Origin of the sequence: Streptomyces sp. NPDC059866 (assembly GCF_042731325.1) — a bacterium.
Taxonomy (GTDB): Bacteria; Actinomycetota; Actinomycetes; order Streptomycetales; family Streptomycetaceae; genus Streptomyces; species Streptomyces flavusporus.
The window spans coordinates 258941-285396 of sequence record NZ_JBHWJT010000001.1 but is presented as its reverse complement, the minus strand read 5'-3'; the positions used below and the strand labels follow the sequence as shown (position 1 = coordinate 285396).

Sequence of the window (26456 nt, the reverse complement as noted above, 5' to 3'; positions counted from 1 at the left end):
CCGGACCAGACGGTCAGAAGACGGGCGTGCCCTCCCGCGTCAGCTTCCAGCCCACCGACGCGAAATCCTTCGGATCCAGCACACCCTTCGCCGTCACCCACTCCGCGATCCGGGTCCGGATCTCAGTCGACTCCGACCACAACTCCTGCGCCGACGCCACATGCGGAAACGCGCCACCACCGTTCGCCCGGTAGTTGTTCACCGCGAACACGAACTGCTGCGCATCATCCAACGCGGCCCCGTTGTAGGTCAGGTTCCTGATCCGCGAACCCGCCGCCTGCGCAATGTCGATCTCGTACGACAACCCCGACACATAGTCGTAGTTGTAATCCGGGCGACCACCCGCATTGGTCAACTTCTCCACATCGACCGCCGCACCCGCCGCCGTCTGCACGAAATACTCCGCCGAATACTCCAGGTACGCCTTGACCTGCGCGCCCGTCATCAGCTTCGCGACCAGCGTGTTGTCGTACACGTACAGACTCGACAGATCCCGGATGGTCACATCGCCCGCCGGGATCTCCGAGGTCCGCGAGAACGGCGAGGCCTGCGAGATCACCGGCAACGACGCGTACTCCGTGCCCACCAGCGCCGCCCTGACCACATCCTCCTGCACCGTGGTGATCAGGTCGATGATCGGAGCGTCCTTGTAACGCGCCTCGACGGTCGTCAGGGTCTCCGTCGCAGTGCCGACGACCTGGTTGACATACGCCACGACGACGTCGTGCTCGTCCTGCAGCAGCTTGGTGATCTTCGGATCGTCGGCGACCGTCTTCGAGTCGCGCACCGTCGCCGCGACCGACTCCACCGTCCACCGGCCCTTCGCGAAAACCAACTCGAAGTCGAACAGCGACAGCCGCTCCGCATAGGCCAACGGCTCCGACAGCACCACCGTCCTACCGGTCTTCTCGTTCGTCACCTTCAACTCGGCGATCTCCGTGTGCGCATGACCCACCAGAATCGCGTCGATCCCCGGCACCTGCTGCGCCACCAGCGCCGCCGAGTTCTCGACATACGGCAGCTGGTCACCGTACGAGGAAGTGCCGGACGACCCGGAGTGCGCCGACACCACCACCACGTCCGCACCCATCGAACGCAGCCTGGGCACCCACTTCGCCGCCTGCTCCTCCAGACCCGGGAACGTCATCTTCCCCTGCACATACGCCTTGTCCCAGATCGCGATGCCGGGATTCGTCAGCCCCAGAACCGCAACCTTGACCGGCGGGGCACCCTTCACATGGAACTTCTTGAAGAAGTACGGCGGGAACGCGGGCTTCAGCGTCTTCGCGTCCAGCGCGTTCGCACCCAGCAGCGGGAAGTCGCACTGCTCCTCGAACTTCCGCAGCGTCTCGATGCCGTAGTTGAACTCGTGGTTGCCCAGCGCCACCGCGTCGTACCCGATCTCGTTCATCGCCTGCGCCATCGGGTGCACCGGCCCGCCCTCGGCCGTGATCGGGTCGACCTTCGCGTAGTAGTACGTCAACGGGGTGCCCTGAATCGTGTCGCCCGCATCCAGCAGCAGCGTGTTGCGGCGGCCCTTCTCCGCACGGACCTGCTCGACCAGCGTCGAGATACGGGCCAGACCCTGCGCGTTGCCCTTGGCGTCCGTGTACTCCGCGTTCTTGAAATAGTCCCAGTTGAAGATGTGCCCGTGCAGGTCCGTCGTGCCCATCACCGTCAGCGAGTACCGCTTCGCCGGCTTCGGGCCCTTCCTCACCTCCGCGGCCTGAGCCGCCGGAGCCGCCGCCGCACCGGCCAGCGCCACCCCCGCCCCGGTCACGGCGGACTTCTTCAGAAACTTCCGGCGGTTCAACGGCATGTGCTCTCCTCCAGCCACACGGACTTCGACGACGCGCGTAGATAACGCGCGTAGATTCTGACCCGGACATGACCGGCCGCAACAGACCCACCAGGTATCGATCCGATGACCCAACCCCCCAACCAAACCAGTGACAGCACACCGAGCTGACACAGTGGGCCATATGACCACCGCCCACGAACCCCAGCCACCCGCCCTCCCCTACGGCACCCCCGACGCCCCCCGTATCGCCGTCCGCGGCCAAGCCCACCTCGAAGTCGACCCCGAAATCGCCCGCATCGGCATCACCGTCACCGCCCGCGGCCGCGACCGCCGCACCGCCCTCGACGACCTCACCCGCCGCAACACCACCGCCCTCGACCTCATCAAAACCTACGGCGACGCCGTCGAACGCCTCGAAACCGGCGCCTTCTCCATCACCCCCGAACTCACCAAACACGGCCGCGCCGAACGCATCCGCACCTACCACGGCCGCGTCCACATCACCGCCGAACTCACCGACTTCACCGCCCTCGGCGAACTCACCACCCGACTGGCCGACCTCGACCTCACCCGCGTCGACGGCCCCTGGTGGGCCCTACGCCCCGACTCACCCGCCCACCGCCAAGCCCGCCAACAAGCCGTCCACGAAGCCGTCCAACGCGCCCGCGAATACGCCGACGCCCTCGGCACCACCCTCGCCGCCCTCGTCGAACTCGCCGACATCGGTGCCGAGAACCCCCCGCCCTACCCCCAAGCACCCGGAGGCCGCATGCGCTCAGCCGCCTACGCAGCCTCCGCCGAGGAAACCACCGCCGCACCCCTCGACCTCGAACCCCAGCGGCAACACGTCCACGCCCAGGTCGACGCCCGATTCACCATGGCACCACCCCGCCTTTGACCACACATTCAAAAACCCGACAGCGCGAATGCACGACTCCAAATGCGTGACAGGAGTCCTATTGCTCATCAGAGCAGCCATCCGCACAATTCAACAGTTGTCAACACCGCTTCACCCAACGGTTGTTGAGTAGTCACGCCCGACCAATTCTCTACCGGCCGGTAAGGCCTAGGCTCAAACCATGCGCCGAGCAAAGATCGTCTGCACACTGGGCCCCGCCACCGACTCATACGACCAGATCAAGGCACTGGTCGACGCCGGAATGGACGTCGCCCGATTCAACCTCAGCCACGGCGGCTACGCCGAGCACGAGGAGCGCTACCAACGCGTACGCAAGGCCTCCGACGAAACCGGCCGCAGCGTCGGACTCCTCGCCGACCTTCAAGGCCCGAAGATCCGACTCGGCCGCTTCACCGAAGGCCCCGTACTCCTTGAACGCGGCGACACCTTCACCATCACCGTCGAAGAAGGCACCCCCGGCGACCGCGAAACCTGCGGCACCACCTACGCCGGACTCGCAGCCGACGTCACCACCGGCGAACGCATCCTCGTCGACGACGGCAAGGTATGCCTCGAAGTCACCAAGGTCGACGGCCCCCGCGTCCACACGACCGTCATCGAAGGCGGCGTCATCTCCGACAACAAAGGCCTCAACCTCCCCGGCGTCGCCGTCTCCGTCCCCGCCCTCTCCGACAAGGACGAAGCCGACCTCCGCTGGGCCCTGCGCACCGGCTTCGACATCATCGCCCTCTCCTTCGTCCGCAGCGGACGCGACATCAAGGACGTCCACCGCATCATGGACGAGGAAGGCCGCCGCCTCCCGGTCATCGCCAAGATCGAGAAACCACAGGCCGTCGACGCCATCGACGACATCGTGGCGGCATTCGACGGCATCATGGTGGCCCGCGGAGACCTGGGCGTCGAAATGCCGCTGGAACAGGTCCCCATCGTCCAGAAGCGCGCGATCAAGCTCGCGAAGCGCAACGCCAAGCCGGTGATCGTGGCGACGCAGATGCTGGACTCGATGATCGAGAACTCCCGCCCGACCCGTGCCGAGGCCAGCGACGTCGCCAACGCCGTCATCGACGGCACCGACGCGGTGATGCTCTCCGGCGAGACCAGCGTCGGCAAGTACCCCGTCGAGACGGTCAGAACGATGGCGAAGATCGTCGAAGCGGCGGAGGAGGACATTCTGGCCAAGGGTCTCCCGCCCCTGACCGAACGCAACAAGCCCCGCACCCAGGGCGGCGCCGTCGCCCGCGCGGCCGCAGAGATGGGCGACTTCCTCGGCGCCAAGTTCCTGGTCGCCTTCACCCAGTCCGGCGACACGGCCCGCCGCCTCTCCCGCTACCGCTCGCCGATCCCCCTGCTGGCCTTCACCCCGGAGCCGGCGACACGCTCCCAGCTCAGCGCGACGTGGGGCGTGGAGACGTTCCTGGGGCCGCACGTGGAGTCCACCGACGCCATGGTCGGCCAGGTCGACGAACTCCTCACGAGGTACGGCCGCTGCGAGAAGGGCGACACGGTGATCATCACCGCCGGTTCGCCGCCTGGGGTGCCGGGGACGACGAACCTGGTGCGGGTGCACCACATTGGGGAGAGCACCAGGTAGGAAGCGGTTTTTCAGTGTTTGGGGCCTACGTGGGCGTCCATGAGGGCGACGGAGGCTTTGCGGGCGATGGAGATGTTGAACGGGTCGCTTCCGCGGGCCAGCGTGGTCCACTCGACGCCGACCTTGTCGAGGGCGTCTGTGAAGAGCCGCCTGATGTCGTCCGACTTGTTGGAGAAGAAGTACCGGGGGTACTCATAGCGCTTGCGCTCACCGCCGACCATGCGGGTCGTCCAGTTGGTGATGCGGCAGCCGTCGGAGTGGATGAGGCCGCGGATGAAATCCCAGGGGTGGGCGTCGACGATTTCCTGTTGCCAGGGTTCGAGGAGGATGCGGCGCTCGTGCTTCTTGCCAGGGCCGTGCTGGGGGAACAGACAGGGCAGGTGCTTCGAATAGACCTTCACGTTCCGGCAGCCGGTCTTGCGAACGCGGCAGACGGAGTTGTGAGGGAAGACGGTACTCATGGCTTTCTCGCAGTCATCCATGAGGCCGGGCCATGACTCGGTACAGGCGATCATGAGGTTGGGTACGCGATGTCCGGAGTAGTGGCTGATGTGGCCGTCGCCGAGATAGAGGCCAAGTAAGTAGCTGTACGCGGAACTGTCGAGTTCCCGCCCGTCGCATCGGGGGCACGGCGCTTCATGCGGGCCGGGACATTCGCCGCGTTTCGCTCGGTCCATGTGCTTCCAGTAGCCAACCGTTCCGAGCGGGACGTCGAGCTTCCGGGCGACATCGGCGTTCTTCACGCCGCTGCGTAGCAGGGTGAGGGCGGTCTGTCGCACTTGAGTGCTGTGAAAATTCATGCGAACACTTTGCGTTACGGTTCACTCGCTCAGTGCAGCAAAAAGCGGAGAACCACGCGAACGTGATCCTCCGCTTCCTGTCTCGAAGTGCCCGGTGTGGGATTCGAACCCACATGCCCAAAGGGCACGGCATTTTGAGTGCCGCGAGTCTGACCAGTTCCTCCAACCGGGCAGGCCAGGGGACCGCTGAGAAGCATACCGGCTCACCGCAGCTCCCCGCCTCTAGGTAGGCTGCATAGGCAGCAGCACCTGCCCGGCCCGTACCAAGGAGCCCCCGTGACCTCCCCCGAGTCGCCCCAGCCCGTAGACGCGCCCGACGACGACAAGTCGCACGTGCCTCCGCTGACGACCCGTGTCGTCATCGCCGAGGACGAGGCACTGATCCGGCTCGACCTCAAGGAGATGCTGGAGGAAGAGGGGTACACGGTCGTCGGCGAGGCCGGTGACGGTGAGCAGGCCGTCGAGCTGGCCCGTGAGCACAAGCCCGACCTAGTGATCCTCGATGTGAAGATGCCCAAGCTGGACGGCATCTCCGCGGCGGAGAAGATCACCGAGGAGTCGATCGCGCCGGTGCTGATGCTGACCGCGTTCTCGCAGCGCGACCTTGTCGAGCGGGCGCGGGACGCCGGTGCGATGGCCTACCTGGTCAAGCCGTTCAGCAAGAGTGACGTCGTCCCGGCGATCGAGATGGCCGTCTCGCGGTACACGCAGCTCAAGGAGTTGGAGAAGGAGGTCGCGGACCTCAGCCAGCGTCTTGAGACTCGGAAGCTCGTCGACCGGGCGAAGTCCATCCTGCAGACGGAGTACGGGCTGACGGAGCCGGCCGCGTTCCGGTGGATTCAGAAGACGTCGATGGATCGGCGGCTGTCGATGCAGCAGGTGGCCGAGGCTGTCATTGAGGATGCCGCTGAGAAGAAGGCGGGCAGGGCCGCGGACAAGGGCTGAGCCCTCGGACAGCAGCACACGAGGCCCGCGTCCCCTGGTGAGCAGGGGGCGCGGGCCTCGTCGTGGTTGGGAAGGTGCTCAGTCCTCGCCGAGGTAGGCCTTGCGGACGGACTCGTCGTGGAGCAGGTCCTGGCCGGTGCCGGAGAGGACGATGTTGCCGACCTCCATGACGTGGCCGTGGTCGGCGAGTGAGAGTGCCGCCTGGGCGTTCTGCTCGACGAGCAGGATCGTGGTGCCCTGGGATTTCAGTTCGGCGATGGTCGCCATGATCTTCTGCATCATGATGGGGGACAGGCCCATGGAGGGTTCGTCCAGCATCAGCAGTTTGGGCTGGGACATCAGCGCCCGGCCCATGGCGAGCATCTGCTGCTCTCCGCCGGAGAGGGTGCCTGCGGCCTGGTTGCGGCGCTCTCCGAGGATGGGGAACAGGTCGTAGGCTCGCTGGATGTCCTTCTCGATGCCTGCCTTGTCGTTCCTGAGGAAGGCGCCGAGTTGGAGGTTCTCGAAGATGCTCAGGCGCGGGAAGATGTGCCGGCCTTCGGGGGAGTGGGCCAGGCCCAGGGCGACGATCTTGTGGGCGGCGACGCCGGTGAGCGGCTTGCCGTCGAAGACGATTTTCCCGGAGGTCGGCTTCAGGAGGCCTGAGAGGGTGCGCAGGGTGGTCGTCTTGCCGGCGCCGTTGGTGCCGATGAGGGTGACGACCTGGCCGGCTTCGACGCTGAAGGAGATGCCTTTGACGGCTTCGATCTTGCCGTAGGCGACTCGGAGGTCCTCGACCTCGAGCAGTGCGGTCACTGGGCGTCTCCCTTGGTGCTGGTGGTGCTCTGTGCGGCCTCGGCTGCCTCCACCTCCGCGACCTCGGCCTGGCCGGGGTCGCCCTCGAAGGGTTCGCCGAGGTAGGCCGCGATGACGCGTTCGTCGGCCTGGACGACCTCGGAGGTGCCTTCGACGAGCTTCTCGCCCTGGACCAGGACGGCGACGCGGTCGCACAGGTTGAAGATGAAGCGCATGTCGTGCTCGATGACGAGCACGGCGATGCCCTTGTCGCGGATGGCGAAGACCAACTCTTCGGTGGCTCGCGTCTCCTGGGGGTTCATACCGGCTGTGGGCTCGTCCAGGAGGAGGAGACCCGGTTCGCTTGCCAGTGCCCGTGCGATCTCGAGCTTGCGCTGTTCGCCGTAGGGCAGGTTGCGGGCGAGGTGGTCGCGTTTGTGGGCGAGGCCGATGAACTCCAGGAGTTCCATGGCTCGTTCTTCGCTTGCCTTTTCGGCCTTCTTGAAGCCGGGGCCGCGCAGGAGGGCTGACCAGAGGCCTTCCTTGGTGCGGGTGTGGCGGCCGACGAGGACGTTCTCGAGGACCGTCATGTTGGCGAAGAGCCGGATGTTCTGGAATGTGCGGGCGATACCTGCCTTGGTCACCAGGTGTGGCTTGGGTGGCAGGACGGTGCCCTTGTACGAGACTGTGCCCTCGGTGGGGATGTACAGGCCCGTCAGGCAGTTGAAGAAGGTCGTCTTGCCGGCGCCGTTGGGGCCGATGAGGCCGACGATCTCGCCTTCGTTGACGGTGAAGTCCACCGAGCGGACGGCGGTGAGGCCGCCGAAGCGCATGGTGACGTCGCGGGCTTCGAGTACTGGTGTCGTCATGGTGGTCACGCACCCGCCTTGGTGACGGCCGCCGGTTCGTCGGTCAGCGTTGCTTGTTCTGGTACGTCGGTCTGGCCGGTCTCGTGGAACTCGAGCTGGCGGCGGCGGTTGGCGATGATGCCTTCGGGGCGGAAGCGCATCAGCAGCACGAGCGCGATGCCGAAGGCGAGGAGCTGCTTCTCCTGGAGGAAGACGAGTTTCTCCGGGATGAGGTAGAGCAGTGCCGCGCCGAGGAGTGGGCCGGCGACCGTGCCCATGCCGCCGAGGACGACGGCGGCCAGCAGGAAGGCCGAGTTGGGTGCGGTGGATCCGGCGAACTGGTACGGCGTCGGTACGACGCTGTAGGTGACGTGTGCGCTGACGGTGCCGGCGAGGCCGGCGAGGGCGGCGCCGAGGGCGAAGGCGATGAGTTTGACGCGGAAGCCGTTGATGCCCATGGCGGTGGCGGCGGTCTCGTCCTCGCGGATGGCGATCCAGGAGCGGCCGATGCGGGAGTCGGCGGCGCGGGTGTAGACGAGGACGACGATGGCCATGATGAGGACCATCAGCAGGTAGTAGTTGGCGAAGCGGCCGAGGGTGAATCCGGCGATGTCGTGGGACTCGCCGAGGTTGAACCCGAAGATCTTCAGGTCGGGGATGGCTGCGATGCCGTTGGGGCCGTTGGTGATGTCGGGTCCGGAGTCGCCGTCCATGTTGTTGATGGCGATGCGGAAGATTTCACCGAAGCCCAGGGTGACGATGGCGAGGTAGTCGCCGCGCAGGCGCAGGGTGGGGGCGCCGATGAGGACGCCGAAGACGAGCGATGCGGCGGCACCGGTCAGGGCGGAGGCCCAGAAGGGGAACTGGACGCCGGAGAACCGGGAGAACTCGGAGCCGGAGACCAGGGCGGCGGTGTAGGCGCCGACGCCGAGGAAGGCGACGTATCCGAGGTCGAGGAGTCCGGCGAGGCCGACGACGATGTTGAGGCCGAGGGCGACGGTTCCGAAGATGAGGATGTTGACGCCGATGTTGGCGTAGTGGTCGTTGGTCTGGGTGAAGGGGAATGCGATGGCGGCGATGAAGCCCATGGCGAGCGTGAAGCTGCGGTTGTGGGCGACGAGCCGGGAGAGCCGGTCGAGGAGGCCGGCGGTGTGCAGGGCCCAGGCGGTGAAGGCGACCACGATGAGGTAGCCGACGAAGAGTTCGCCGTACTCGGTGTCGATGCCGTAGGTGAAGACACCGAGGCCGATCATCGTGATGACGGTGAGGAGGAGCCGCTCGACCCAGGGTGCGACGGGGGTCGGTGCGGGGATTTTGTCGGCCTTTGTGACGTAGGCCTTGAGGGTGTCCCTGGCGTCGCCGGTGTTCTTCTCGGGGAGGGCGAGGGCGCCGAGGAGGGGGAGGAGGGCGGCGACGGCCGCGATCCAGCCTCCGGGTTCGAGGTTGGCGAGTCCGCCGAGTTCGACGCTGATCGCGATGATGGTGAACCAGGTGGTGGCGAAGCCGCTGAGGGCGCTCAGCACGAGGGGTGCGTTGTTGCCGGCGGGCAGCAGCCAGCCGAGGCCGCGGATGCCGTACGAGGCGAGGGCGAACAGCGTGGTGATGATGCCGGCGGTGAAGGTCAGCCACTGCAGGCCGCCGGGGTAGCCGGTGATGGTGAGGTCGCCGGGGAATTCGGCGGTCCAGGTCCAGGCGAGGAAGGCGGAGGCGGCGGTGGCTGTGCCGCCGGCGAGGAGGAGGGCGCGGGCGGCCGGGACGGGCAGCGGCAGCAGGCCGTGTGCCGCGGGGGCGGTGGTGGCCGGGGTGGCTGGCGTGGTCTTGTCGATGTCGGTCATGTGATCACGCCCTGTCCGCTACACGCTCGCCGAGCAGGCCTTGTGGCCGGACGAGGAGTACGAGGATGAGGAGGCAGAAGGCCCAGACGTTGGCCCAGCTCTGGCCGCCGAGCTGCTGCATGCCGGGGATTTCGTCGATGTAGGCGGAGGCGAGCGTTTCGGCGATGCCGAGGACGATGCCGCCGAGCATGGCGCCGTAGATGTTGCCGATGCCGCCGAGGACGGCTGCGGTGAAGGCCTTCAGGCCCATGAGGAAGCCCATGCGGTAGTCGACGTTGCCGTACTTGAGGCCGTAGGCGACGGCGGCGACGGCGGCGAAGAAGCCGCCGATGGCGAAGGCGATGACGATGATGCGGTTGGTGTCGATGCCCATGAGCTGCGCGGTGTCGGGGTCCTGGGCGGTGGCCTGCATGGCGCGGCCGGTGCGGGACTTGCGGACGAACCAGGCGAGGGCGGACATGCAGAGGATCGCGGCGACGATCAGGAAGATGTCGGCGTCCTTGATGGTGATGGAGCCGATGTCGTGGGTGGTGTCGAGGCCGGGGAAGGGGCGGGCGCCGTCGGCCTCGGGGTAGAAGTTGCGGACGACTTCCTGGAGGGCCAGGGAGAGGCCGATGGCGGTGATGAGCGGTGCCAGGCGTGGTGCTCCGCGCAGTGGTCGGTAGGCGAATCGTTCCGCTCCGACCGCGATGAGGATGGCGACGATGGCGCCGCCGAGCAGCATCAGGGGGACGGCGATCGCCATCGAGGTGCCGTCGGGCAGGATGTAGAAGTAGACCGTGAGGGCGCCGAAGGCCCCGGTCATGAAGATCTCGCCGTGCGCGAAGTTGATGAGCTGGACGATGCCGTACACCATCGTGTAGCCGATGGCGATCAGCCCGTACATCGAGCCTAGGAGCAGCCCGTTGGCCAGCTGCTGCGGCAGGGTGTTCACCGCGTGGCCTCCATGTCGCTGGTGGTCGTGTGCACTGGTTGCGTGCCGGGGGGTGGTCTGGGTGTGGAAACGGGCCGCGCGGTCGGGGTCCTCCTTCCGCGCGGCCCGTGTGGCGTGCTTGGGGGGCCTGGGTCAGCCGAGGTCGGCGGTGCCGGTCTTGACGGCCTTCCACTCGCCCTTTTCGACCTGGTAGACCGTCAGCTGCTTGTTGGTGGTGTCGCCGTACTCGTCGAAGGAGACCTTGCCAGTGAGGCCTTCGAAGTCGGACTTCTGGACCTCGTCGACGACCTTCGGACGCAGCTCGTTCATCTCGGGCAGCTTGCCGTCGTTGGCGTCCACGGCGGCCTTGACGGCGTTGATGATGGCGGTGGTGGCGTCGTAGGCGTAGGTGCCGTAGGCGCCGTAGTCGCCCTTGTAGCCCTTTGCCTTGTACTCGGCGATGAAGTCCTTGGCGGCGGGCAGGGTGTCCGCGGGGACGCCGATGGCGGTGACGAGGTCGCCCTCGGCGGCCGCGCCGGCGGTCTCGATGTAGGTGGTGGAGAACGTGCCGTCACCGGCGAACAGCGGGATCTTGACCCCGGCGTCCTTGAGCTGCTTGGTGATCAGCTGGGCCTCGTCGTACTGGCCGCCGTAGTAGAGCAGGTCGGCCTTGGAGTTCTTGATCTTGGTGACGAGCGAACCGAAGTCCTTGTCACCGGTGTTGACGTGGTCGGTGCCGACCACCTTGCCGCCGAGATTCTCGTACTGCTCGTTGAAGATCTTCGCCAGGCCGGCGCCGTACGTCTGCTTGTCGTCGACGACGAAGGCGTCCTTCTTCTTGAGGCCGTTGAAGGCGTAGTCGGCGGCGAAGCTGCCCTGCAGTTCGTCGGTGGTGGAGGTGCGGAAGTAGGTCTTGTACGGCCGCTTCTTGTCCGTCTGCCAGTTCTTGCCCTGGGTCAGCTCCGGGTTGGTGTTGGCCGGGGAGATCTGGACCATGTTGGCCGCGGAGAACACCTGCAGCATCGACTGGGCGACACCGGAGTTCAGCGGGCCGACGGCGCCGACGACGCTCTGGTCACCGGTCAGGTCGGTGGCGTTGGACTGGCCGGTGGCGGGCTGCGCCTTGTCGTCCAGGGCCTTGATCTTGAACTTGACGCCGGGGACCAGGTTCTTCTCGTTGGCGTCGTCGACGGCGATCTGGGCGCCGTACTGGATACCGAGGCCGGTCTGGGAGTTCTCGCCGGACAGCGGGGCGTCCACGCCGATGGTCAGGGTGGTGGTGTCCCCGCCGCCGCTGTCGCCGCCGCCGTTGTCGTCTCGGGAGCCGCAGGCGGTGAGCGTCAGAGCTCCGGTCGTGAGGACGGAGGTAAGGATCACCAAAGAACGCTGTCGCACAATCAGTCCTTTCGGCAGGCTCGGCCACCCCCTGCGGGGGGATAGCGGGTGCTGCGCTGGTACCGAACTCCCGTTGGAGCGGTGACTGGCCGTGACTCTAAGCGTGTGCGGGAACCATGGAGGAGTGTCTGGCCAAGGCTGTGACGCTCTTGTTATGACACGACGTAATGCAGAGCGGTACTAGGCGGGTGGAAGCGCGGAATTCCAACCGATTCGCCCTGTCCGCATGTTGAGACTCGCAGGATTCGCCTGCTGTGATCAGCAGTGTTTTTGGTTTTGGTAATGGCGGGGAGTGGTTGCTGCAGGCTACCTGGTGTTGCTTGTGGGGCGTCGCCCCTGCGCTGGATCCCGGCTGAAAGTGCAGCCCTCAATTGCGCGCGTATTACGTAGAGTTACAGATGGGAAAAAGAACGCGTCGTTCCGCGGCACTTTTCCGCAAAAGCGACGTGCGGGGCCGGACCGCGGGGCCCCGCCGTCCTGGCTGAGGTGCGGTGCGACTGATGCGGGTCAACCACCCTGCGAGCCCGGCCCGGTGTCCGGATCACCCCGCCGCGCGCACGTGCTCCCCGTCGCCCGGGTTCACGTCCCGCAGCAGGCAGGTCAGGCGGGCGGTGCACACGCGTCGGTCCTGCTCGTCGCTGATCACGATCTCGTACGTCGCCGTGGACCGGCCGCGGTGCACGGGCGTGGCCACGCCGGTGACCAGGCCGGAGCGCACCCCGCGGTGGTGGGTGCAGTTCAGGTCGACGCCCACGGCGATCTTGGAGGTGCCGCCGTGCAGCATGGAGCCGACCGAGCCGAGGGTCTCGGCGAGCACCGCGGACGCGCCGCCGTGCAGCAGCCCGTACGGCTGGGTGTTGCCCTCGACCGGCATCGTGCCGACGACGCGGTCCGCGGAGGCCTCCACGATCTGCACGCCCATGCGGGTGCCGAGGTGTCCGGCGGAGAACAGGGCGGGCAGGTCGACGCCGAGCGCCGCGTACTCGTCGATGACCTGTTGCGGGAACTTCACGGTCTGCTGCTCACCCATGGGGCCGGGCTCCGTTTCGTCGTCTTCTCGTCGAACGCGTCTGGGAACGCATCCGGCTGAGCAAACGCTCAGTCGGTCGCAGATTGTTCCAGACGGACGACGACGGACTTGCTGGCCGGGGTGTTGCTGACGTCGGCGGTGGCGTCCAGCGGGACGAGGACGTTGGTCTCCGGGTAGTAGGCGGCCGCACAGCCCCGTGCCGTGGGGTAGTGCACGACCCGGAAGCCGGGCGCGCGCCGCTCGACGCCGTCCGTCCACTCGCTGACCAGGTCGACGTACGACCCGTCCGCGACCTTGAGCTCCCGCGCGTCCTCGGGGTTGACGAGGACGATCCGGCGGCCGTTCCTGATGCCCCGGTAGCGGTCGTCGAGGCCGTAGATCGTGGTGTTGTACTGGTCGTGCGAACGCAGCGTCTGCAGCAGCAGCCGGCCCTGGGGCAGCCTCGGGTACTCCACGGGCGCCGCGGTGAAGTTGGCCTTGCCGGTGGCCGTGGGGAAGCGGCGCTCGTCGCGCGGGGCGTGGGGGAGCGTGAAGCCGCCGGGCCGGGCCACGCGCGCGTTGAAGTCCTCGAAGCCGGGGATCACACGCGCGATGCGGTCACGGACGGTGGCGTAGTCCTTCTCGAACTCCTCCCACGGCACCGTGCTGTTCTCGCCGAGCACGCGGCGTGCCATACGGCAGACGATCGCCGGCTCGGACAGCAGGTGCGGGCTCGCGGGCTGCAGCCGGCCGCGGGAGGCGTGCACCATGCCCATGGAATCCTCGACGGTCACGAACTGCTCGCCGCTGCCCTGAAGATCGCGCTCGGTGCGGCCCAGGGTGGGCAGGATGAGTGCTCGTGCGCCGGTGATGACGTGGCTGCGGTTGAGCTTCGTCGACACGTGCACGGTGAGCCGGGCGCGTCGCATCGCCGCCTCGGTGACCTCCGTGTCGGGAGACGCGGAGACGAAGTTGCCGCCCATCGCGAAGAAGACCTTCGCCTCGCCGTCCCGCAGGGCGCGGATGGCGCGTACGACGTCGTAGCCGTGCTCCCGCGGGGGCGCGAAGCCGAACTCCTTCTCCAGGGCGTCCAGGAAGGCGGTTGCCGGCCGTTCGAAGATGCCCATGGTGCGGTCGCCCTGCACGTTCGAGTGGCCGCGCACCGGGCACACGCCCGCGCCGGGCCGGCCGATGTTGCCGCGCAGGAGGAGGAAGTTGACCACCTCGCGGATGGTCGGCACGGAGTGCTTGTGCTGGGTGAGGCCCATCGCCCAGCAGACGATGGTGCGCTCGGAGGCGAGGACCATCCGCAGGGCCTGTTCGATCTCCGCGCGCGTGAGGCCCGTCGCGGTGAGCGTCTCGTCCCAGTCGGCCGCGCGGGCGGCCGCCGCGAACTCCTCGTAGCCGTGCGTGTGCTCGCGCACGAAGTCCTCGTCGACGGCGCCCTCGGTCTCGAGGACGAGCTTGTTGAGGAGACGGAAGAGGGACTGGTCGCCGCCGATGCGGATCTGCAGGAACAGATCGGTGAGCGAGGCCCCGGCGGTCAGCCCCTTCGGGGTCTGCGGGTTCTTGAAGCGCTCCAGGCCGGCCTCGGGCAGCGGATTGACGCTGATGATCTTCGCGCCGCCCGCCTTGGCCTTCTCCAGCGCGGACAGCATCCGCGGGTGGTTCGTGCCGGGGTTCTGGCCGGCGACGATGATCAGGTCGGCCTTGTGGAGGTCCTCCAGCAGGACACTGCCCTTGCCGATGCCGATCGTCTCGGACAGCGCGGAGCCGGACGACTCGTGGCACATGTTCGAGCAGTCGGGCAGGTTGTTCGTGCCGAGCTCGCGCGCGAAGAGCTGGTAGAGGAACGCTGCCTCGTTGCTCGTACGCCCCGAGGTGTAGAAGACGGCCTCGTCGGGGGAGCCGAGCGCGGTGATCTCCTCGGCGATGAGATCGAAGGCGCGCTCCCAGGTGACCGGCTCGTAGCGCTCGCCGCCCTCGGGCAGATACATGGGGTGCGTGAGCCGCCCCTGCTGGCCGAGCCAGTAGCCGCTGCGGCTGGCGAGGTCGGCGACCGGGTGCGCGGCGAAGAACTCCGGGGTGACCCGGCGCAGGGTGGCCTCCTCTGCGACCGCCTTCGCGCCGTTCTCACAGAACTCCGCCTTGTGCCGGTGATCGGGCTCCGGCCAGGCGCAGCCGGGGCAGTCGAAGCCGTCCTTCTGGTTCACCCGCAGCAGCGTCAGCGCGGTGCGCTTCACGCCCATCTGCTTCTGGGCGACGCGCAGGGTGTGCCCGATGGCCGGCAGCCCGGCCGCCGCGTGCTGCGGCTCGGCGACGTCGGGCGCGTCCTGAACCGGGTCGGCGTTGGGCGGCTTCGTTGCCATCGACCGCTCTCCTTCGAGTGCGTGTGTGAGATACGTCTCCGATCCTCGCACGCGCTGGTGACAACGTTGACGGTGCGGTCGTGCGGAGGGCGTGAGCAATGCCTGCGCCGAGGAGCGTGGACGGCGCCCGGGGCTGACTGTCAGTGGGTCGTGGCAGGATCAGGGGCGTGGCAGAGACAGCATCGAAGAAGACCGACAACAGCCCCGGCGGTACCCGTCCGCGCCTGATGCTCATGGACGGGCACTCGCTGGCCTACCGCGCGTTCTTCGCGCTGCCCGCGGAGAACTTCACGACCGCGACGGGCCAGCCGACGAACGCGATCTACGGCTTCGCGTCGATGCTGGCCAACACGCTCCGCGACGAGGCGCCCACGCACTTCGCGGTGGCCTTCGACGTCTCCCGCAAGACCTGGCGCTCCCAGGAGTTCACGGAGTACAAGGCGAACCGCTCCAAGACGCCGGACGAGTTCAAGGGCCAGGTGGAGCTGATCGGCGAGCTGCTCGACGCGATGCACGCCCAGCGTTTCGCGGTCGAGGGGTACGAGGCGGACGACGTGATCGCCACGCTCGCCACGCAGGCCGAGGCCGAGGGCTTCGAGGTGCTGATCGTCACCGGCGACCGTGACTCCTTCCAGCTGGTCTCCGAGCACACCACGGTGCTCTACCCCACGAAGGGCGTCTCGGAGCTGACCCGGTTCACGCCGGAGAAGGTCTTCGAGAAGTACGGACTGACGCCCGCGCAGTACCCCGACTTCGCTGCCCTGCGCGGCGACCCGTCGGACAACCTGCCGGGCATCCCGGGGGTCGGCGAGAAGACGGCCGCGAAGTGGATCAACCAGTTCGGCTCGTTCGCCGACCTGGTGGAGCGCGTCGACGAGGTCAAGGGCAAGGCCGGGCAGAACCTTCGCGACCACCTGGAGGCGGTGAAGCTGAACCGCCGACTCACCGAGCTGGAGCGCCAGGTGGAACTGCCCAGGACGGTCGCCGACCTGGCCCGCGCGCCGTACGACCGCAAGGCTGTCTCCATGGTGCTGGACACCCTGGAGATCAGGAACCCCTCGCTGCGCGAACGGCTCTTCGGCGTCGACCCGGGCGCCGAGGAGGCCGAGGTCACCCCCGTCGTGGCCGACGGCGTGGAACTGGACGGCACGGTGCTGGGCACGGGCGAGCTGGCGCCCTGGCTCGCCGAGCACGGCGCAGGCCCCCTGGGCGTCGCCACGGTGGACACGTGGGCGCTCGGCACGGGCTCGGTCGCCGAGGTCGCGCTCGCCACACTGTCGGAACCGGCCGCCTGGTTCGACCCGTCCCAGCTGGACGAGGCCGACGAGAAGGCGTTCGCGGCCTGGCTGGCCGACGCCGCCCGGCCCAAGGTCTTCCACAACGCCAAGGGCGCGATGCGGGTCTTCGCCGAGCACGGCTGGACCGTCGCCGGCGTCACCATGGACACCGCGCTCGCCGCCTATCTGGTCAAGCCCGGCCGCCGTTCCTTCGACCTGGACGCGCTGTCCCTGGAGTACCTGCACCGGGAGCTTGCGCCCGCCGCCGCGGCCGACGGACAGCTGGCCTTCGGCGCGGACGACGGCGCCGAGGCCGAGGCACTGATGGTCCAGGCCCGCGCCGTCCTCGACCTGGGCCAGGCCTTCGAGGGCCGGCTGCAGGAGGTGGGCGCAGCAGATCTGCTGCGGGATGTGGAGCTGCCCACGTCGGCGCTGCTGGCCCGGATGGAGCGGCACGGCATCGCGGCGGACCGCGCCCACCTGGAAGCCATGGAGCAGATGTTCGCCGGTGCCGTGCAGCAGGCCGTGAAGGAGGCCCATGCGGCCGCCGGGCACGAGTTCAACCTGGGCTCGCCCAAGCAGCTGCAGGAAGTCCTCTTCGGCGAGCTGGCCCTGCCGAAGACCAAGAAGACCAAGACCGGCTACACCACCGACGCCGACGCCCTGGCGTGGCTGGCCACCCAGACCGACAACGAACTGCCCGTGATCATGCTCCGCCACCGCGAGCAGGCGAAGCTGCGGGTCACCGTCGAGGGCCTGATCAAGACCGTCGCGACGGACGGCCGTATCCACACCACCTTCAACCAGACCGTCGCCGCCACCGGCCGCCTGTCCTCCACGGACCCGAACCTGCAGAACATCCCGGTCCGCACCGACGAGGGCCGGGCGATCCGCCGTGGCTTCGTGGTCGGCGAGGGCTTCGAGTCGCTGATGACGGCGGACTACAGCCAGATCGAGCTGCGCGTCATGGCCCACCTCTCCGAAGACGCGGGTCTGATCGAGGCGTTCACGTCCGGCGAGGACCTGCACACCACGGCTGCCGCGCAGGTGTTCGCCGTCGCCCCCTCCGCGGTGGACGCCGAGATGCGCCGCAAGATCAAGGCGATGTCGTACGGCCTGGCGTACGGGCTGTCGGCGTTCGGCCTGTCCCAGCAGCTGAACATCGAGGCGGCCGAGGCCCGCACCCTGATGGACGCGTACTTCGAGCGCTTCGGCGGCGTACGGGACTATCTGCGCCGGGCGGTCGACGAGGCACGGGCGACGGGCTACACGGCGACGCTCTTCGGGCGCCGCCGCTACCTCCCCGACCTCAACAGCGACAACCGCCAGCGCCGCGAGGCGGCCGAGCGCATGGCCCTCAACGCACCCATCCAGGGCACGGCGGCGGACATCGTCAAGATCGCCATGCTGAACGTGGACCGGGCCCTGCGGGAGGCGGACCTCAAGTCCCGCATGCTCCTCCAGGTCCACGACGAAATCGTCCTGGAGATCGCCCCCGGCGAGCGAACGGCGGCCGAGGAGATCGTCCGCCGCGAAATGGCCGACGCCGTCCACCTCAGGGCCCCCCTGGACGTCTCGGTGGGCGTGGGCCCCGACTGGGAGTCGGCAGCGCACTAGCCGCCGCAGGGCGGGCCACGTCTCGATGCCGGGTCAGGTTCCCAACCCGGCCCGGCATCCCGTGGCGCTTTGCGGGGCGGGACTGCAGCGCCCTCAGGGGCGCGGGGCTGCGTCGATATGCGGCTCCGCCGCGATGGGGCCCCCGCGAGCGAAGCCGAGAGTGGGGGAGCGACCAGCCACGGACCACCCGCAGCCCCAAGACCCACCGCAACCAGGCAAACGCGAGGCCCCCGGCCCCACCCCCGGAGGGACCCGTCACCCGCGTGGCCCCCGCGGAAAAGCCCCCGGCCGCCCCCGCCCGTCAAGATGCGGCCATGGGTATACGCATGCTCAACCGCCGGACGGCGATCCCGCCGGCTCCGCCCCACGCGGTCGGCGCAAGCACCGCCCGCATCCCCACCGACCCGGTGACGGCTCTGAGACACGCCGCCGCGGAGCTACGCCGCCGCCTCGCTCACCGGGAATTCCGGAAACCCGCCGTCGTGCGCGTCCGGGACACCGCCGTCTGGCGCCTGTGGGCCGACCTGGCCCGCGGCTACCTGGCCCTGCTCCTCGCCCGGCTGCCCCGGTCGCCGCGCCCGGCGCACACACTCACCGTGTTCACCGCGGCCCTCCCCACCGTCCCAGCCATCAAGCCTCCTGACGGCTCCGGTCCCGCTCCCTGCCGGCCCCTCTGGAATCACTAGGGGCGACCCGAGCCGGCCGCCGGAGCCGCACCCCCACGGCGTACAGCAGCACCCCCAGGACGAGTCCCGCCCCGGCTCCGAAGCACAGCGTCGGAATCAGTTCCCACGGCTTGGCGACGGATCCCCAGTACTGCCACCACCGTGCCGCCCGGTGCACTGCCGCGACCAGCGCGCAGCCGCCGATCACGGCACCGGCCCACCAGCGGTCCCGTACCGACAGCGAGGGCACGCCCACCGGCTCGGCCGCGGACACGCGCCGCAGCGCGCCGGCCACGAACACGGCGATGACGGCCGCGGCCACAGCCGAACCCCCGTACTGCAGGTACCAGTACAGCGGTGACCCCCCCACCTCCTGCCCCAGGACGGGAAACAGCCGCATCCCCCACCGGTCGAGATGGGTGAACGCGTCCCACACGACATGCGTGAGCGCTCCGAGCGCCGCGGACACGTACCACCACATCACCGAAACCGGCCGCACGCGCGCGCGTGGCGCCCCGCAACGCAGGAGCGTGGCCACCCGTGGCTGCCACCCCCGCGGCAGCAGAGCCACCAGCGGTTCGCGGACCAGCAGCCACAGCCCCACCAGCACCCAGGCGACCAGCACATCGACCGTCAACACGCCCGGGAAGGAGTGCGTCACCTCGCCGAACTCCATGGCACCGGACAGCACACTCGCCGCGTAATAGGTCATGTCGGGCGCAAAGGAGCCTGCCACAAGGACGGACGGCACCAGCGGGCCACGGCCGGTGCCATCGGTGCGTACCGCGGGCAGTACGGCTGCCGCATGACTCAGAGTGAACGGCAACAGTGCTCCCCATGACGGACGCTGACGTCCAGTATGCGGGACCCCAGGCGCGGCCGACGGCCCAACAGCGTATGGCCAAGCGGTGAAAATCGGGCACGAACGGGTGCCCGTGCGCAGGAAGTTGTCGTAGGGTCGCCTGGGTTGACGTGCCGGGGAGCACGTCGTACCGCCAACAGAACAATGCCACAGGACACCTGATACGGAACGTCGCGAACAGGACATCGCGACAGGGCAGACAGCGGCGGGCGCCCGGACGCCCATGGGAGGGGTTCACTTCATGGCGGCGCAATTCGGCAGGAGGCTGCGCAAGGGGGCGATGAACACCACCGTGGCCGCGGTGGCGGTCGCGGCGCTGGCCGCGTCCCAGGGCCCGGGACTGGTGACCGACGACTCCGGCAGACAGTCCGCCACCGGCACCCAGCCCTCACCCGACGCGCCTGCCGGGGACAGCGCGACCGGCAACTCGCCGTACTACACGGACCTGCCGCCGCTGGACAGCCCCACCCCCTCACCCAGCGCCACGGCGGATCCGATCACGGGCGACGCGGCCGCCGGCATACCGGCGACCGTCCTGGACGCCTACAAGAAGGCCGCGGACGAGCTGCGCGCGTCGAAGCCCGGCTGCAACCTGCCCTGGGAGCTCCTCGCCGCCATCGGCAAGGTCGAGTCGGGCCAGGCGCGCGGCGGCAACGTCGACGCGAACGGCACCACGATCACCGCCATCCTCGGCCCCCAGCTGAACGGCAACGGCTTCGCGAACATCAGCGACACCGACAACGGCCGCTACGACGGCGACTCGGCGTACGACCGGGCCGTGGGCCCCATGCAGTTCATCCCGTCGACCTGGGCGTGGGCCGGCCGCGACGGCAACGACGACGGCCTGAAGGACCCCAACAACATCTACGACGCCGCCCTCGCGGCCGGCCACTACCTGTGCCGCTTCGGCTGGGACCTGTCGACCGACTCCGACCTCAACAGCGCGATCCTCAGCTACAACAACTCGACGGACTACCTCAACACCGTCCTGTCGTGGCTGGAGTACTACCGCAAGGGCACCCATGAGGTCCCGGACGGCACCGGCCAGCTCCCCTCCGACCGCAGCGACGAGCCCGCCGGGTCGAGCCCCTCGCCGAAGCCGCCGACCAAGAAGCCGGGGACCCAGTCGCCGACGCCGGAGCCGCCCTCCGGCGGCGGTTCCACCAGCCCGACGCCTCCCCCTTCGACCCCGCCGAGCACCCCACCCAGCACCCCGCCGACCCCCACCGACACGGTGGACCACCTCGAGGACGCGGGCACGGCGCAGCTGACCGCCATGGCGGGCGACACCTTCGGCGAGCGGATCAGCGCCCGCGCCGAGACCGAGGCCGGCAAGGGCGTCGCCAAGGTGCGGATCCGGTTCTCGATCGTCGGCGACACCGACACCACCTTCACCGGCGGTGAGAAGGTGGCCACGATGGTCACCGGCACGTCCGGTGTGGCCCTCGCTCCGGCACTGCAGGCGGGCGAGAAGACCGGCGACTTCACCGTCCGGGCCTCCGTCGTGGGCCGCTCGATTCCCGGCGTCGGCTACACCGCCACCGTCACCGCCCGCGCCGCCGACAGCCTGGCCCGCACCGGCGACGAGGCGCTGACCTGCGTGGCGGGCGGCGAGTTCGCGAACCAGGTCCAGGTGAAGGCGACGTACAAGGGCGCCGCCGCGGACGGTGTCGCGGCCACCGCGACACTGATCAAGTCGGCGGACGACCCGACCACGAACGACAAGGGCCCCTACTTCAAGGACGCCGACGGCACCGCCGTACGGACCCTGACAGGTCTCGAGACGGACGCGGACGGCCTGCTGACGCTGCCCAAGCTGTACGCGGACGACACCGCAGGCACGTATCTGCTGCGTATCACCACCACGGGCGGCGCGGTGCTGACGGTCGAGCTGACCGTGACGGCGGCGCCCTCCCCGAGCCCGACGGCAAGCACATCCGCCGACGCCTCGCCCTCGCCCTCGGCGTAGGCACACGGCAACCAGGGCGCCCCTCGGCTTCGGCGGCGGGGCGCCCTCGTCATGTGTGCAACGTGTTCTCATCTCGCGCGTGCGTTGCTACGGTGCCGGACCTGACGAAGTATCAGGCCCCGTCCGTACCGACGCCCCGGGAGGCCCGTATGCGCGCCCTGATCGCCGCCGCGGCCGGTCTCGCCCTCGCGTTCGCCCTGGTCCTCACGATCACGGCGCTCGGCTCCCCGACGGGCAAGACATCACCCAAGCCGCTGCTGACGACGGTGCCGTCGCACCCGTAACCGCCCGGGAGGGAGGCCGAGATGCGCCGCAAGGCCGGTCTGATCCTGCTCGCCCTCGCCGTGTTCTTCGCGGCGCTGTCCCCGCTGCTGCGCTGGTACGCCTTCCCGCGCCTGGCCAAGATCCCGCCGAGCCAGTACCAGGACATGGTCCTGGAGGCCGAGGACGCCACCCTTCTCGACTACGGCACGATGACGGCTCGCAAGGTCGACAAAGTGACCATCGTCCAGACCCTCAAGGGCAACGTGGAGGCCTCCGAACGGATCGAGAAGACGGCGGACCGGGATGTCGTGGTCTGGGACGGCCTGTCCTACGTCCAGGGCCACGACGGCAAGATGGTCTCCAAGATCCCCGAGCGGTACATCTTCGACGCCCACACCCAGGAACCCGTCCACGCCACGGGCGAGATGGTCGACGGTGATCGCGTGAAACGCGAGGGCATCGAGTTCAAATGGCCCTTCCTCACCGAGAAGAGGGACTACGAGTACTTCGACGCACAGGCCCGCATCACGGCCCCGATCCACTACAAGGGCACCCAGAACTTCCGCGGCGTCGAGGTCTACTACTTCGAGCAGACCATCCCCTGGACGAAGGTCGCCTTCCCCAAGGCCATGCCCGTCGAGGGAATCACCCCCGAGTCCGTCGCCGAGACGGGCACGACCCGCTGGTACACCACGGTCCGCAAGTTCTGGGTCGAACCGCTGACCGGCGCCCCCGTCTACGGCGAGGAGATCCACAAGGAGGAACTGCGCGGCGGCACCCTGCTCGGCGACCGGGACAAGGTCACCGCGTTCGCCGGCCACGTGAAGATGCGCGAGGACTACATCGACCACACCGTGAACCTGGTCAAGTCCAACCGCACGCTGGTCCTGCTGATGACGTCGTATCTGCCTTGGGGTTTCCTGACCCTCGGCGTGCTGCTCCTGTCGCTCTCCCTCTACCTGGAGGCACGCAGCCGCCGCCCCGGCGACCCGGAGCCGACGAAGAACACCGAACCCGAACCGGTCACCGCCTGAGCCGGGCGTTGGTGTGCCGGGTCGGCTCGGCGGTGACGGGGTCCTCGGGCCACGGATGCTTGGGATAGCGGCCGCGCAGCTCCGCCCGTACGCCGTGGTAGCCGTCCTTCCAGAAGGAGGCGAGGTCGGCGGTGACGGCGGCGGGGCGCCCGGCGGGGGAGAGCAGATGGACCAGGAGCGGCACCCCGGCGACCGAGGGCGACTCGTGCAGCCCGAACATCTCCTGCAACTTCACGGCGAGGACGGGCTGTTCGGGGTTGCCGTAGTCGATCCGGATTCTGGACCCACTGGGTACGGTGATCCGTTCCGGGGCCAGCTCGTCGAGCCGCCCGGCCTCCCCGGAGGCCCACGGCAACAGCCGGGCGAGCGCCTCCCCGGCGTCGATCCGCGAGAGGTCGGCCCGCCGCCGGGCCCGGCTCAGCTCGGGCTCCAACCACTCGTCCACGCGTGCGTGGAGCGCGTCGTCGGAGACATCGGGCCAGGGCTCGCCGAGGTGCAGGTACAGAAAGGCGAGCCGCTGCCGCAGTACGCCCGCCTCGGCGGACCAGCGCAACAGGCCGAGCCCTTCTCGCCGTAGGCCTTCGAGGAGCGCGTCGCGTACGAGCACGGGATCGGCGTCGGCAAGCGGCCGCGAGGCCAGTTCGACGGCCCCCAGCCGCTCGACACGCCGCGCTACGACGTCCCCGCCGGCCCAGTGGACCTCGTCCCGCTCGTCGAGCAGTGCGCCGGCCGCCTGCCGCGCGATGTCCTCGTCGACGACGGCCCCGACCTGCACGCGCGCGTGCCGTTTCCCGACGGGGCGATCAGCCGCAGCGACAGCGATCCAGGGCGCACCACGCAGGCCGCTCCCCTCAGCCACCTCGGCCCGTGTCCCGGAGACCATGAGATACGAACCGCCGTCGGCCTTGGCGACACGCTCAGGGAAGGCAAGCGCGGCAACGAGTCCGGCCAGACGGTCCTCACTGACGTTCGCGCGGTCGGCCTCGACGTTCACCTCCACCGGGAGAGAGTCACGGGTGGGCGGGGGTGAAGACTCCCCGACGACGGTCCGCAGCCGCCGGACTTCCGCCCGCCACCGCCCTGCATAGGCGTCACCCCCACGCCGGGCGGTCCGCAGCGCACCGGCGAGATCATCCCCGTACTCCCGCGGCGCCTCCTCGCTGAGCAGGGCCACAACCTCGGCGACCGCACCGAAGGGACCCGCGTCCAGCAGCGCCCGCCCCAACCGGGGATGCAACCCCAGCCGAGCCAGCCGCACACCCCGCTGCGTGGCTCTGCCGGCGGAGTCCACCGCGCCCACTCCCGCGAGAGCGGCCCGCGCCGCCGCCATCGCCCCACCCGGTGGCGGATCCAGCAATGCCAGCCCGGACGCGTCCGGATCCCCCCAGCACGCCGTCTGCAGCGCGAACGCCGTCAGATCGGCCAGCAGGATCTCCGGCGACGGAAAACGCGGCAGCCGCGCGTCCTCGGCCTCCGCCCAGCAGCGGTACACCGCACCCGGCGCCTCACGCCCGGCGCGCCCCGCCCGCTGCCGTCCCGCCGCCTGCGAGGCCCGCACCGTCGTCAGCGCGCTCAGCCCGCGCGCATGGTCCACCCGTGGCTCCCGCGCCAGCCCCGAGTCGACGACCACGCGCACGCCGGGAATCGTCAGCGACGACTCCGCCACCGCCGTCGCGAGCACCACCCGGCGCCGCGCCCCGGGCGACAACACCGCGTCCTGCACCGCCGTCGGCGCCCGGCCGTGCACCTGGAGCACGTCGACATCCCCCAGATCGCCCAGCTGCCCGGCGACGCGGGCGATCTCCCCGACGCCGGGCAGGAAGCACAGCACGTCCCCCGACCGCTCGGCCAGCGCCCGCCGCACCACCGACGCCACGTGCGCCAGCAACGCCGGATCGACCCGCATGCCGTGCGGCGGCCGCACCGGACGTCCGGGCGGCGCCCACACCACCTCGACCGGATGCGCAGCGCCCTCCGCCTCGACGACCGGCGCCCCGCCCAGCAGCCGCGCCCACCCCTCGGCGTCGGTCGTCGCCGACGCGGCCACCAGCCGCAGCTCCGGCCGCAGCGCCTCCCGTACGTCCCACAGGAACGCCGCCACCGTGTCCGCGTCCAGATGCCGCTCGTGAACCTCGTCGAGCACGACCACGTCGACGCCGCTCAGCTCCTGGTCCCGCTGGAGCCGCTGGAGCAGCACACCGGTCGTGACGACCTCCACGCGCGTGTGCCGCCCGACCACCCGCTCGCCGCGCACGGTGTAGCCGACGCTCTCGCCGACCTTCTCGCCCAGCAGCCACGCCATCCGCCGCGCCGCAGCCCGGGCCGCGATCCGCCGGGGCTCGGCGACGACCACCCGCCGTGCCGGTCCCTCGCCGAGCAGCCCCGCCAGCGTCGGCGGCACCAGCGTCGTCTTGCCGGTGCCGGGCGGGGCGACGAGGACGGCCGTGCCGTGTCCGTCCAGGGCCTCGCGCAGGGCGGGCAGAGCAGTGCGGACGGGCAGCGCGTCCAGGGCGTCGTAGCGGATCACGCACCCCAGTGTCGTACGTACCCGGAAACGCCCTGCACGCGCGCGTGCGTCAGTCCCTCCCGCTGGGGGCGCCCCCGGCCGATGGCTGGGTGACTTCGGCCGGGGGGACCCCCGTCTCGCTTCGCTCGCAGACGAAGATCGCCGTCCCCGGGATCAGGTTCCCCCGCAACGGCGACCAGCCGCCCCACTCGGAGGTGTTCCAGGCTGGCCACTCCGGCTCCACCAGATCCACCAGCCGGAAACCCGCCGCCACGATGTCCCGCACACGGTCGCCGAGCGTCCTGTGGTGCTCGACGTAGACCGCGCGGCCCTCGTCGTCCTGTTCGACGTAGGGCGTGCGGTCGAAGTACGACCCCGACACGCTCAGGCCCTCGGGGCCCGGTTCGTCCGGGAACGCCCAGCGGATCGGGTGCGTCACGGAGAACACGAAACGCCCGCCCGGCCGCAGCACCCGCCGGACCTCCCGCAGCACCAGCCGCGGATCGGCGATGAACGGAAGCGCACCGTACGCCGAGCACGCCAGGTCGAACGAGCCGTCCGCGAAGGGGAGTGCGGACGCGTCCGCACACACGAGAGGGAACGATCCGCCGATCCGCAGCGCGTGCTGGAGCTGGCGGTGGGAGAGGTCCAGGGCGACCGGACGGGCACCCTGCGCGGCCAGCCAGCGCGCGCACTGGGCCGCGCCGGCGCCGATCTCCAGGACGTCCCTGTCCTTCAGCTGCTCCGGCGGGCCGAGCAGCTCCGCCTCCACCTCCTCGAGACCCTCCGGCCCCCACACGAAGCGGTCGTCGCCGAGGAACGTGCCGTGCTCGACCTGGTACTCGTCCGCGTTGCGGTCCCACCAGCCCCGGTTGGCCCGGGCGCTCTCCGTGACGTCCGCGTGGCGTCGGGTGGCTTCCGTCTCGCTCGCTTCGGGCTCTTGGATGATCGGCTCCCTCGTCGTACTCTTCCGTCCAACCCGTCCCGGCGGTGTCACACGAGGGGCGCACCAGGCCCACATGGCCTGAAGAGACAGGTTTTGTGCCGGGAATGCGGCGATCCG

Annotated in this window: 20 protein-coding genes and 1 tRNA gene; 8 read left to right on the top strand and 13 right to left on the bottom strand. The window is 69.3% G+C overall.

The features are described 5' to 3' along the window. Positions 1–13: 13 nt before the first annotated feature. Entirely contained in the window at positions 14–1819 is a 1806-nt protein-coding gene (locus ACFV7R_RS01335) for a bifunctional metallophosphatase/5'-nucleotidase (RefSeq protein ID WP_385258892.1), read from the bottom strand. 163 nt (positions 1820–1982) lie between these two features. Here ACFV7R_RS01335 and ACFV7R_RS01330 point away from each other — a divergent pair, with 163 nt between their 5' ends. Then, on the top strand, positions 1983–2699 hold the full coding sequence (locus tag ACFV7R_RS01330; RefSeq protein WP_385258495.1) for an SIMPL domain-containing protein: 717 nt from the start codon (positions 1983–1985) through the stop codon (positions 2697–2699). 181 nt (positions 2700–2880) lie between these two features. Next, positions 2881–4311, top strand: coding sequence for a pyruvate kinase (pyk, locus tag ACFV7R_RS01325; protein WP_385258493.1), 1431 nt, complete (start codon positions 2881–2883; stop codon positions 4309–4311). Positions 4312–4322: 11 nt separating this feature from the next. Here the strand turns inward: pyk and ACFV7R_RS01320 are convergent, their stop codons facing one another. Continuing rightward, positions 4323–5111: a helix-turn-helix domain-containing protein gene (locus tag ACFV7R_RS01320; RefSeq protein ID WP_385258491.1), complete on the bottom strand. Its 789-nt coding sequence runs from the start codon at positions 5109–5111 to the stop codon at positions 4323–4325. An 88-nt stretch (positions 5112–5199) separates the two neighbouring features. Continuing rightward, positions 5200–5283, bottom strand: a tRNA-Leu gene (locus tag ACFV7R_RS01315). 104 nt (positions 5284–5387) lie between these two features. Between ACFV7R_RS01315 and ACFV7R_RS01310 the strand changes: the two genes are divergently transcribed. After that, entirely contained in the window at positions 5388–6056 is a 669-nt protein-coding gene (locus ACFV7R_RS01310; protein ID WP_385258488.1) for an ANTAR domain-containing response regulator, read from the top strand. A 78-nt stretch (positions 6057–6134) separates the two neighbouring features. Here the strand turns inward: ACFV7R_RS01310 and ACFV7R_RS01305 are convergent, their stop codons facing one another. The 7 genes from ACFV7R_RS01305 to ACFV7R_RS01275 form a co-directional block, all read right to left on the bottom strand. Further along, on the bottom strand, positions 6135–6851 hold the full coding sequence (locus ACFV7R_RS01305; RefSeq protein ID WP_385258485.1) for an ABC transporter ATP-binding protein: 717 nt from the start codon (positions 6849–6851) through the stop codon (positions 6135–6137). Further along, positions 6848–7699, bottom strand: coding sequence for an ABC transporter ATP-binding protein (locus tag ACFV7R_RS01300; RefSeq protein WP_385258482.1), 852 nt, complete (start codon positions 7697–7699; stop codon positions 6848–6850). The genes ACFV7R_RS01305 and ACFV7R_RS01300 overlap by 4 nt, the downstream gene beginning before the upstream one ends. Positions 7700–7704: 5 nt before the next feature. Beyond that, positions 7705–9513: a branched-chain amino acid ABC transporter permease gene (locus ACFV7R_RS01295; protein ID WP_385258480.1), complete on the bottom strand. Its 1809-nt coding sequence runs from the start codon at positions 9511–9513 to the stop codon at positions 7705–7707. Positions 9514–9517: 4 nt separating this feature from the next. Beyond that, the gene (locus tag ACFV7R_RS01290) at positions 9518–10447 is read right to left on the bottom strand and encodes a branched-chain amino acid ABC transporter permease (protein ID WP_129797339.1); all 930 of its coding nucleotides are present in this window, start codon (positions 10445–10447) and stop codon (positions 9518–9520) included. Between the two features lie 132 nt (positions 10448–10579). Continuing rightward, positions 10580–11806, bottom strand: a complete 1227-nt coding sequence (locus ACFV7R_RS01285) for a branched-chain amino acid ABC transporter substrate-binding protein (RefSeq protein WP_385258889.1) — start codon at positions 11804–11806, stop codon at positions 10580–10582. Positions 11807–12362: 556 nt separating this feature from the next. Then, entirely contained in the window at positions 12363–12851 is a 489-nt protein-coding gene (locus tag ACFV7R_RS01280) for a hotdog fold thioesterase (protein ID WP_224738105.1), read from the bottom strand. Between the two features lie 68 nt (positions 12852–12919). Next, positions 12920–15199: an FdhF/YdeP family oxidoreductase gene (locus ACFV7R_RS01275; RefSeq protein ID WP_385258475.1), complete on the bottom strand. Its 2280-nt coding sequence runs from the start codon at positions 15197–15199 to the stop codon at positions 12920–12922. 167 nt (positions 15200–15366) lie between these two features. Between ACFV7R_RS01275 and polA the strand changes: the two genes are divergently transcribed. Next, entirely contained in the window at positions 15367–18093 is a 2727-nt protein-coding gene (gene polA, locus ACFV7R_RS01270) for a DNA polymerase I (RefSeq protein WP_385258472.1), read from the top strand. A 314-nt stretch (positions 18094–18407) separates the two neighbouring features. Further along, complete coding sequence (locus tag ACFV7R_RS01265; protein WP_385258470.1) at positions 18408–18779, top strand: hypothetical protein; 372 nt, start codon at positions 18408–18410, stop codon at positions 18777–18779. Here ACFV7R_RS01265 and ACFV7R_RS01260 read toward each other — a convergent pair. Next, positions 18724–19584: a DUF4184 family protein gene (locus ACFV7R_RS01260; RefSeq protein WP_385258467.1), complete on the bottom strand. Its 861-nt coding sequence runs from the start codon at positions 19582–19584 to the stop codon at positions 18724–18726. The genes ACFV7R_RS01265 and ACFV7R_RS01260 overlap by 56 nt on opposite strands. Positions 19585–19861: 277 nt before the next feature. Between ACFV7R_RS01260 and ACFV7R_RS01255 the strand changes: the two genes are divergently transcribed. The 3 genes from ACFV7R_RS01255 to ACFV7R_RS01245 all read left to right on the top strand — a co-directional run bounded on the left by ACFV7R_RS01255 (position 19862) and on the right by ACFV7R_RS01245 (position 22887). Then, positions 19862–21589, top strand: coding sequence for a lytic transglycosylase domain-containing protein (locus tag ACFV7R_RS01255; RefSeq protein WP_385258466.1), 1728 nt, complete (start codon positions 19862–19864; stop codon positions 21587–21589). A gap of 149 nt (positions 21590–21738) precedes the next feature. Next, positions 21739–21873, top strand: coding sequence for an SPW_0924 family protein (locus tag ACFV7R_RS01250; RefSeq protein WP_129797531.1), 135 nt, complete (start codon positions 21739–21741; stop codon positions 21871–21873). Between the two features lie 21 nt (positions 21874–21894). Continuing rightward, positions 21895–22887, top strand: coding sequence for a DUF3068 domain-containing protein (locus ACFV7R_RS01245; RefSeq protein ID WP_385258462.1), 993 nt, complete (start codon positions 21895–21897; stop codon positions 22885–22887). Here the strand turns inward: ACFV7R_RS01245 and hrpB are convergent. Both hrpB and ACFV7R_RS01235 read right to left on the bottom strand, forming a co-directional pair. Further along, the gene (hrpB, locus tag ACFV7R_RS01240) at positions 22877–25414 is read right to left on the bottom strand and encodes an ATP-dependent helicase HrpB (RefSeq protein ID WP_385258459.1); all 2538 of its coding nucleotides are present in this window, start codon (positions 25412–25414) and stop codon (positions 22877–22879) included. The two genes, ACFV7R_RS01245 and hrpB, sit on opposite strands and share 11 nt — an antisense overlap. Before the next feature lie 49 nt (positions 25415–25463). Beyond that, a complete protein-coding gene (locus ACFV7R_RS01235) occupies positions 25464–26414 on the bottom strand; it encodes a class I SAM-dependent methyltransferase (protein WP_385258457.1) in 951 nt (316 codons plus the stop codon). Between the last annotated feature and the right edge of the window lie 42 nt (positions 26415–26456).